This window comes from Bacillus sp. L_1B0_5 (genome assembly GCF_000836715.1).
In the GTDB taxonomy this organism is placed as follows: domain Bacteria; phylum Bacillota; class Bacilli; order Bacillales; family Bacillaceae_G; genus Bacillus_A; species Bacillus_A thuringiensis_S.
In genome coordinates this window covers 1-1,708 of the sequence record NZ_JXIS01000164.1, presented here as the reverse complement: position 1 = coordinate 1,708, position 1,708 = coordinate 1, and the positions used below count along the sequence as shown (strand labels likewise).

Sequence of the window (1,708 nt, the reverse complement as noted above, 5' to 3'; positions counted from 1 at the left end):
AAAAAGTTAACTCATGTATTCACTCAGAAAAGGGTTGTCTCATAGTATATAGAGATTACCTTATTAAGATTTCAAAAAGGATGTGAGTATATGGAAGATGTATATGTGAAAATTGACAGTCTAAAAGCAGAACAAAAAGAAATCATGCGAGATATTCGTAATTTAGAAACTCGTACGACGATAAATGAAAAAGATATTTCTACCATCAATCAGCAATTAGAAAAAATCAGTCTAAATACCACATGGATTTTACGAATTGTTATTAGTGCAATTGTTATGGCAGTTTTGGGTTTGATACTTAAAGGTGGGATTTAGGTTGTTCATATAAAAGTATTTGTGAAAGAGGGACAAGTGTCTCTCTTTTTTATCTGGAAGAAGGAGGAAAGAGTGTGGATCGTATCGATGTAGTATTAAAGATTTTTATTGCCAGTTTTGGTGGGTTTTGTGGGTATTTCTTGGGAGGATGGGATGCAACATTGAAAATCTTAGTGACGATGGCAGTTATTGATTATTTAACTGGCATAATTGCAGCAGGATATAACGGAGAATTAAAAAGTAAAGTGGGTTTCAAAGGCATCGCCAAAAAGGTGGTGCTTTTTCTTTTGGTCGGAGCGGCCGCTCAACTAGATTCAGCATTGGGAAGTAATAGCGCAATTCGTGAAGCGACTATTTTCTTCTTCATGGGCAATGAGTTACTTTCGCTTTTAGAAAACGCTGGTCGTATGGGAATTCCCTTACCTTCAGCGTTAACAAATGCAGTTGAAATTTTAGGTGGTAAACAAAAACAAGAAGAGAAAAAGGGAGATGTTCAATAATGGAAATCAGAAAAGAATTAGTTGACCCAAGTAAATATGGTACAAAGTGTCCGTATACAATGAATCCAGAATTCATTACAGTCCACAATACTTACAACGATGCTACAGCAGAAAATGAAGTATCTTATATGATTCGTAATGATAACCAAGTATCGTTTCATATTGCCGTAGATGATAAAGAAGCTGTACAAGGAATTCCTTTAGAGCGTAACGCTTGGCATTGCGGTGATGGTGGCGGTAACGGAAATCGTAAATCTATTGGAGTTGAAATCTGTTACTCTCTAAGTGGTGGAGATCGATATTATAAAGCGGAAGATAATGCAGCTATCGTCGTAGCTCAACTAATGAAACAGTACAATATTCCAATTAGTAAAGTTCGCACACATCAATCATGGAGTGGAAAGTACTGTCCTCATCGTATGTTAGCAGAAGGACGTTGGAATAGTTTTATTGAAAGAGTCCAAAATGCATATAACGGTGGAGGTAGTCCAGTAATGCCAACTCCTATTCCACCTTCAAACGATGGTACAAAAGTTGCTTACATTAATGGCGATAACGTGAATTTACGAAAAGGACCTGGAACTGGATATGCAGTTATTCGTAAGTTAGGTAAAGGAGAATGCTACCAAGTATGGGGTGAGTCAAATGGGTGGCTAAACTTGGGTGGCGATCAGTGGGTATATAATGATTCATCATATATTCGCTATACAGGAGAAAATGCACCAGCACCTTCTAAACCTTCAATTGATGGCATTGGTGTAGTGACTATTACAGCTGATGTATTACGCGTTCGTACTGGTCCAGGAACTAACTACGGTGTTGTAAAAAATGTGTACCAAGGTGAAAAATATCAATCGTGGGGATTTAGAGACGGTTGGTATAATGTTGGCGGC

The 1,708-nt window shown here is 37.5% G+C and carries 3 protein-coding genes; all 3 read left to right on the top strand.

Features of this window, described 5'->3' with window-relative positions; translation table 11 throughout:
- The first annotated feature begins 90 nt into the window (after positions 1-90).
- Positions 91-315: a hemolysin XhlA family protein gene (locus RT27_RS30990; protein ID WP_030026929.1), complete on the top strand. Its 225-nt coding sequence runs from the start codon at positions 91-93 to the stop codon at positions 313-315.
- A 74-nt stretch (positions 316-389) separates the two neighbouring features.
- Positions 390-815, top strand: a complete 426-nt coding sequence (locus RT27_RS30985; RefSeq protein ID WP_000373914.1) for a phage holin family protein — start codon at positions 390-392, stop codon at positions 813-815.
- The coding region (locus RT27_RS30980; RefSeq protein ID WP_043939013.1) for an N-acetylmuramoyl-L-alanine amidase at positions 815-1,708 on the top strand (894 nt) is incomplete at its 3' end. The genes RT27_RS30985 and RT27_RS30980, both read left to right, overlap by 1 nt.

What these genes read in the sequence shown, in the direction of transcription:
- RT27_RS30990 (WP_030026929.1), top strand. Translation starts at nt 91, where the DNA reads ATGGAAGATGTATATGTGAAAATTGACAGTCTAAAAGCAGAACAAAAA.